Origin of the sequence: Rhodopirellula maiorica SM1 (assembly GCF_000346295.1) — a bacterium.
In the GTDB taxonomy this organism is placed as follows: domain Bacteria; phylum Planctomycetota; class Planctomycetia; order Pirellulales; family Pirellulaceae; genus Novipirellula; species Novipirellula maiorica.
In genome coordinates, this window is the sequence record NZ_ANOG01000232.1 from 1 (window position 1) to 6,558 (window position 6,558).

A 6,558-nucleotide genomic window follows, 5' to 3' on the forward strand; every position below is an offset into this window, starting at 1 on the left:
GGGCATCATCGGGGCCTCGGGTGGAAACTTTGAACGGGACCAGCTGAAGGCTACAAGAGACGTGGCCAAGCACACGAAAGTCATCGCCAAAGAGGCGAAGAAGGACAAGGGAGGCAAATTCAAATAATGGCTACCGACATAGTACGGCCGCACGAACTAGGCAACGGGCTCTACGGGAACGTGGGAGTCTACAACGGCATTTCAATTCAAGAGATTGCGGGCCGAAGTGGAACCGAGTCATCGAGTGGCGCAGCGACAGCCCAACGAACGTTTCTGTGTTCAGGAACATCGGATCCGGTTGCGGCGCGAGCGGCGTTGATCGATGGGCCCATTCTGATCGATACATTCGACGGGATGTTTCGCGAATTGATCGAGTGGGACCAGGGCGAATCGTACGACTCGTGGAATATGACCGTTCGGTACTCGTACACGCCAGCGCCGGGGCGGTACACCGTATCGATCGACACCACTGGAGGCTCGATTCTGCAAACAACCGCACTGGCGCAAGTGGCTTATCCCGCCACGGGCGAGACGGCGATCGACTACGGCAAGGCCATCGACGTGCAGGATGGAAGCCCGCAAGGCGTGGAGCGTCCCATCCCGGCACTGAAGATCAACGTTCGTGCTCGCATCTCTGGCGATTACACGGATGAGGAAGACGCGATGGATTACGCGTTCCTGATCGCAAGCTGCACCGGCTTCATGGCCTCGGGATCGTTCCTACGCCACGCACAGGGCGAGCTTCTGTTTCTTGGGGCGACTGGCGACATCATCGGGGAAGACCCGACGCTCGACTTTGGTTTCTTGTCGTCGAAGAACATCACGAATCAGACGATCGGTGACATCGTTGGCGTGACGAAGTTGGGGCACGATTACCTTTGGTACGACTTCAAAAAGGCAAAGGACCCAACAACAAAAATGCCAATCACCTCGGTACGCCAAGCGAACGTTGGTCGAATCTTTGGTTTTGCCGACCTTTCGGTTCTCAAGATTGGGCAGGTGTAAGCAATGGCCAACCTGAAAGTAAACCCCGGCGATGCGATTACAGCCGCGCGACACAATCAGATTGTCGAACGACTGCCGACCGACAAGTCTGGTAGCCCCGCCATCGTAGGTGGGATGAATCATTGCTGGGTCCCCGTTCAAAATGATACCGAAAATGACTTTGAGGAAGGGGATCTTGTTTCGGTACTCGATTGGCAGGGCCCCACAGATGAGATCTACGACACGCAGCAAGCGATCAAGTTCCTAATCGAAGAAGCCAACCCGGACGATACGGGACTGACGTACGGGGTGTGTTTGGCTCCGATCGCAGCTGGTGAACCAGGAAGGGCCGTTATTGCTGGCGTTGCCCACGTCAATTTGGAGATCACCGACGCCAATCATCGGTACGCGATTCTGGACTCGGAAAGCCCACGCAGCCTCACGAGCGCGACGTATGGGCCGTGGAAGATCGTGGACGGCGTCGATGGCACAAGCGGTGACCGCGGCATCGTGGTCTTTCACAGCGATCCACCACAGTTAGTGCAATTCACATTGACGTCTGATTGGACCGACGGAGTAGCGACGGCGACCGTCAAAACGATGACTGGCGAAACGATCAAGACAGCGAACGTAATTGACACGCTGGACATCTTCACGGCGTTGGGGAGCGGCGACAAAGGCCTTGGCTTGATGCAGGGTGGAATCGTCTACATCATTCAGGCACCGTGCGGAGCGTAAGCGATGAATTGGTATGGACCGAGCGGTGACTGCGGAGCATGCGAAGTTCCCTGTGACATTTACGACGTGGCAACGGGCAGAGAGAGCGGGTTCGACACATCGAACGACGAAACCAAGTTTTCAACGGTGACTGATAGCGACGAAACAGAGTGGCGTGCGGTCACTCAGGCGCTGCCCACAACGTACTTCGCCATCGATATCGAAGGCTCAAAGTTTTACGACGGCAAGACGATCGAATTCGCTTTGCTGGACGAGAACGACGAGCCCTATCTGCGATGGTCGATCAGCCGCGCAGTGACCGACATCACGCACTTGACCTACAACAAGTTGGTCACGTGGACATACGAGGTCACTTATGACGGAACAACGAAAACGCTAAGGAACCAACAAGCCTACACGAGCGTCGATTCGGAGTGGGAGGCACAAGGGCACACGTTGGTTGTGCGAGAGGACACCGCAGCGATACTGCCGTTGAACTGGGACGATGCCACAAGCTCAGGCATTAACACTTGGGACGAGCCACCCCAGTTCTACGGGCAGGCGGTGGCTGGTGATTTCGAGCACGTCAAACACATCGAGCACGTTTACGACAATCCCGCTTACGACGACGAAGACCCAGGTGCTGAGCCTGAAACGCTAAGCGTTTACAGTCGCTACGCTGGCTATCGATCATGCGTGATTCCGACGCGAGATCTGACCGATGCAAGCAGTTACCGCGTGGCTTACCGGTTCAGCCCTAGTTGGTCACACGAAGACGAGTTGTTGGTCGACATCATGACTTGGCCACGGCTTGAATTCCTGGCGCGGCGAATCCACCAAGAATCGATCACTGTGGATGATGTCGATCCTTATGCGGATCCATACGCGATGTGCGAGGATCAGCCGGAAGTGAACGCGGAGTGTGAAGAGATCACCCCGCACACGACGGCGTTTCCATCTTATGTCATGCCGCGATGGAAGCTTGGTGACTTTGAATTGCCCATCACGATGGTCGATGACTCCACTGTCGATGGGATCGCCATGCAGGGCACTTGGCCAACGATGCGTACCAAGAACGTCTATCGTGGGCAAATCGATTCATCCTCAGGCCAAGGGTACAACTACCTGTACCGCGAGTCACAAGAGCACCTGACAGCCACACGAACGATCGCGGATGCGTGCAATGAGTTCGATCTCGTCTTTGATGGGGGCGACATCACCGACCCAGACAATTGGTCACCGGTAAACTCAGTCATCCAATCGCCGTTGCCGAGGCGAAACGCTAAAGCAACGGTATGGCTCTATCCGAGCGAATCCGACCCCTGCGAATGGGAGGTGGAGTACGAAGTCGAAGTGCAGATGGAATTGGCATGGGTGCACAAGGTCCAGCAAAGCCCTGGGGTGTTCGTCGACAGCGACTTTCACACAAACAAGCATTTCCGAGTCAACGTGTCTTACAACCCGGCCGACACCGCAGGCACGGTAAGATCATCGTCGAAAAAGGGCGATTCTCATTATCACAATGGAAACAACCGAGTCTACGGCGTTGCCAAATTCTACGCTGGATCGCTAGGCAGGGACCCAATACCGCTGGCTAAATGGAGAAGCGATCCTCGAGACGTGACCGTAGACACTTCATTGCCGACGTTTGCGTCCAGCACGTCTGGTGTTTTTGGGTCGACAACGTATATCGGTGACGTTGGCTACTTCCCTGTGACGTTTCGGTTCAGTCATGCAGAAAAGCGAGCAGGCTGGAACCAGATGTACGGCTACTGGAACGTCGATTACGCAGCGTTGCACAAGACGATCGCGACCGAGTTGGTAGCCGATGGGGAGACCGAGTTGTGGCACCCATAGCGTTCTGCTGCATCAGTTGCCGCAGAGTCTATAAATCGACCGGCAGCACAGTTTGCCAAATCTGCCGGCCGAGTCGATTGCACATGAAGCAGTGCCTACCGGTATGTAGGACAGATCGGTGCGAGCACTTTGGGTGTCACCGATGCGATGGTGATGGATGCAAGCTGCTCAAGAACCCGAAGCAGCTGGTTCGCCATCTGCTGGACGGGAAAGGTTGCCCGAAAAAGCAAGGTACGATGTTTGCCCCAATGGCAAATCCACCCGCCCCGAGTCCAAAGCGGCGGACGACAGAACCAGCGAAGCCGGCGGGCGATCGGCCGGTAGTATTTCCCATCAGCGCCGCACCATCACGATTGATCAGCCAAGTCACGTTGGCAACGATCCACTACAACCCGTGTGGATATCGCCGGATGCGCGAGACCTACTACGAGTGGCTGCCAACGTTGGGTCCACTTGCCCAATCGCTGGTGTGCTATGAATTGGTGTTCGATGACGACCGGACGGAGATTGAAGGCTCACGAGTCATCCGTGGAACGCGGCAAGACAACGCGATGTGGCAAAAAGAACCTTTGCTGAATATCGCGCTGGCAAACTGCAAAACACCGTACTTCGCGTGGGTAGATCATGACATGGTGTTTCAGAATCCGAACTGGCTATCCCAGGCGATCAAAGCAATCACGGACAAGACGCCTGCGGTGCAGCTGTTCTCACGCATCGATTATCTTCGGTTGGATCGGACGTATCACCACAGCATTCCGAGTTGCACGTCACTGGGACGCGCACGACGAAGGTGTAACCCCGGAGGCATGTGGCTGGCTCAAACGAATTGGTTGCGACGTGTAGGTGGCTTCCCGATTGGAAACATCGTCGGTGGGGGCGATGCGACGTTCCTCAGTCGCCACTGTGATCAAACCTCACACATTGAAGGCGCGGTCTATCACCTTTGGCACGGATCACAGGGACATCGACAACACGGCACACGGCAATCGATCCTATCTCGCCATGGATTCGATGCTTCCACCGATATTCGATTAAACAGCGATGGAATCCTGGAGTGGGCATCAGAGAAGCCAAAGCTACAAGCCGAAGTACGCGAGTTTTTCCAAAGGAGACGAGAAGATGGCTAGCAGCAAGTGGACCAGCTACGCAGGTCAACGACGTGGTATGAACTACTACGCCGCGGTGCGTGAAGCGATCGAAAAGCACAGCCCAGGCGAGTCGATCCTGGATGTCGGATGTGGTGGAACGGACACGGTAATGGCCGGATCGTTTGATCGACGGTACGCAGTAAACCAAACACCGATCCCCGATTGGCCATGCGATGCCGAACTGATCATTGGGACTTGGCCCGAGGTGGAGCTACCTGAATCACGTTTCGACGTGGTGACCTGCTGCCAAGTGATTGAGCATCTACCGGATGAAGCGATTCCCGCGTTCGTCGCCAAGTTGGAAGCGGTGGCCGAGACGCTGATTGTGTCGGTGCCATTCATGTGGCCAAAAGGCATGTGCAAGTATCACCGACAAGACCCGGTCGATGAGGAGAAGTTTCGGGGCTGGTTCTCGCGCCAGCCTGGATCGATCTCGGTTATCCAGGATGGGCGACTATGCCGACTGGTGGCGGTACTTGGGCTAGCCTAAATCAGCATTTGCAGTCGCTCTCGACACCACTGATCATGGTGATAGTCGATGTGAGCCTTCGACACTTCTTTCACCATCCAACGAGAGCAATCATGGGTGCGATTTCCGAGAGCGTGCAGTGTCCCGAGCAAACAACGTGCAACGCGTGCAGTGAGTGTTCGGGGCCCTCGATAGTGTACAGAGGCCACGAGTGCTGCCTGTCGTGCGACTTAAAACGCTTGGGTCGAATAATCGACCAAGGAGTGCCATTTCTGTTCGGGACGGCTCTAGGGGCCTCTGGGGCGACCGTGTGCTTGGCGACTATCGCGGCGATTGCAAACTGGTGATATGCTTGGCGTAGGCATCGACCTGCAACTAAACAATTAATCCGCCGGAGCCTTTACGAATGAAGCAGCCACAATTCGAAGCAACGATTGCCGAATTAGCCGAAGATCCATCTGGCATCGGGTCCATTTACCGAGTGCAATTACAGGCAATACCACGCCCTGGTGACCTAATCGAACTTTAATAGATCGCAATTCGTTATCCGACAAAATCGCAACTTTTGAAACATATCCCTCTATGAAATACACACGACTAAATTCGGAAGCAGACCTTGATATCTCCTTTAATGGCCCGTCACTCGATCTCTACGCGATGGGCGTTTTTCATCTGAACTTGCAAGAGATTGTTGACAAAGTTGCCTACGGACTGCTGGCAAAGGAACGCGCCCTTCCTCCTGTGTTGCGACATCGTCCTTACTATCTTGCACCTCCATATTATCGCGGTTCGCCGCCGCTCATCAAATCCCTGGTTGCTTCAATCAAGGTCGGTTCGCTATACGAAACCGTTTCCTTTGTCGTCGCGACCGTTCTAGCCGATCAGAACTCGATCGCTATCCTAAATAACTTAGCCTCCGATGTCATTTGGGCCGTTGGCAAAAGTGGTATCGAAGGAGTTCGCCGTAGTAATGTGGATGAAATGCCCGAAGTTCGACGGGATGAATCACGCCTGCCAGACGACGTGTTCGAGATTGGACCAAATCTCCGTGACACCATAACGGCTTTGGCGGATAGCGGCCACAATGGCGCAGTCCTAAAGCTATCGAGCAAGCGAACTAAGACAACGGAAGCAAAAGAAGTCGAGATATGGATTGATCCAAATAACGGCGGATAACCAAGACCTGCACCTGAGCATGGCTTGCGAGCGTTTTCGAACTGGAAGACCAGTCGTCCATCCCCGATGATCGCAATTCGTTATTTAATTGAACGTACTAAGAGTTTTCGCGCCCTACATCGCCTGCTTTGCTGCCTACTCTATTACGTCCGCCCCGACCAATACCTGCTACCTGCGAATGGAGTGCCAGAATTGACCAATCCTGTT

At 54.6% G+C, this 6,558-nt stretch carries 6 protein-coding genes; all 6 read left to right on the top strand.

All coding sequences use genetic code 11. From position 1 onward, the window contains the following. Positions 1-126: 126 nt before the first annotated feature. The 6 genes from RMSM_RS06975 to RMSM_RS07000 all read left to right on the top strand — a co-directional run bounded on the left by RMSM_RS06975 (position 127) and on the right by RMSM_RS07000 (position 6,351). Entirely contained in the window at positions 127-1,005 is an 879-nt protein-coding gene (locus tag RMSM_RS06975; protein ID WP_040764538.1) for a hypothetical protein, read from the top strand. A gap of 3 nt (positions 1,006-1,008) precedes the next feature. Continuing rightward, positions 1,009-1,722 (top strand): hypothetical protein, encoded by a 714-nt coding sequence (locus tag RMSM_RS06980; protein ID WP_008693464.1) that lies wholly within the window; start codon positions 1,009-1,011, stop codon positions 1,720-1,722. A 3-nt stretch (positions 1,723-1,725) separates the two neighbouring features. Further along, the gene (locus tag RMSM_RS40745) at positions 1,726-3,558 is read left to right on the top strand and encodes a hypothetical protein (protein WP_008693465.1); all 1,833 of its coding nucleotides are present in this window, start codon (positions 1,726-1,728) and stop codon (positions 3,556-3,558) included. Between the two features lie 248 nt (positions 3,559-3,806). Beyond that, positions 3,807-4,685, top strand: coding sequence for a glycosyltransferase family 2 protein (locus tag RMSM_RS06990; RefSeq protein WP_144057447.1), 879 nt, complete (start codon positions 3,807-3,809; stop codon positions 4,683-4,685). Further along, positions 4,678-5,196: a class I SAM-dependent methyltransferase gene (locus RMSM_RS36505; RefSeq protein ID WP_052031535.1), complete on the top strand. Its 519-nt coding sequence runs from the start codon at positions 4,678-4,680 to the stop codon at positions 5,194-5,196. The genes RMSM_RS06990 and RMSM_RS36505 overlap by 8 nt, the downstream gene beginning before the upstream one ends. A 561-nt stretch (positions 5,197-5,757) precedes the next feature. Next, positions 5,758-6,351 (top strand): hypothetical protein, encoded by a 594-nt coding sequence (locus RMSM_RS07000; RefSeq protein ID WP_008693469.1) that lies wholly within the window; start codon positions 5,758-5,760, stop codon positions 6,349-6,351. The last annotated feature ends 207 nt before the right edge of the window (positions 6,352-6,558 follow it).